The 644-nt window shown below is 57.0% G+C and carries 1 protein-coding gene; it reads right to left on the bottom strand.

Going from position 1 to position 644, the window contains the following annotated elements; all coding sequences use genetic code 11:
* The coding region (locus AC1DY5_RS57920; protein WP_478123084.1) for a DNA cytosine methyltransferase at nt 1-644 on the bottom strand (644 nt) is incomplete at both ends.

Genomic DNA, 644 nt, shown 5'->3' with positions numbered 1-644 from the left:
TCCCGTCGCACGCCACAGATGACCAAACGGTGTATGGCCTGAGGGATGCCATGGTTTTCCGCGTGGATGATGAAGCACTGTGGATCGAGGTCGTCGAAGAGTCCTTCCTCGGGTGTCAGGGCAACAAGCATGTAGCGAAGTCCAGCGTCATCGCCGCAGGCCAAATCCGGCCGCTGTAAATCGGACAAGATTGAATGAAAGATCCGGCGGTCTGCCACACGGGAGCTCAGGATTCCCTTGACGTTTTCCATCACGAAGACCGCGGGCCTGAATTCTTGGATCACTTGCAGATATTCGCGATAGAGGAAATGCCTGTGGTCATCCTCGGCGACATAGGTCTCGTTGCCCCGATTGCGAGACCTTCCAACGACCGAATAGGCTTGACAAGGCGGCCCACCTATCAAAACCGCGTTGTCCGGAAGCTCGCCGCGGCGCATGAAGCCGCGAATTCTTTTGCGGATCCCCTGCGAAACGGCCTCTTGGCTGCTCGGCCCAAGTTCGAGATTCCAGGCTTCATGCCGTGCGACGGCACAGCCTTCCCGGATCAAGTCGATTCCACAGTTTTCCAGCGAGTTGAAGGTTTCTTCCCAAGGGGAGTCGCCAACGATACTGTCCCATGCGCTCCAAATTGCACGGCTTGTGGA

This window comes from Variovorax sp. P4_D9 (assembly GCF_056401695.1).
This window is presented reverse-complemented; position numbering and strand designations above follow the sequence as displayed.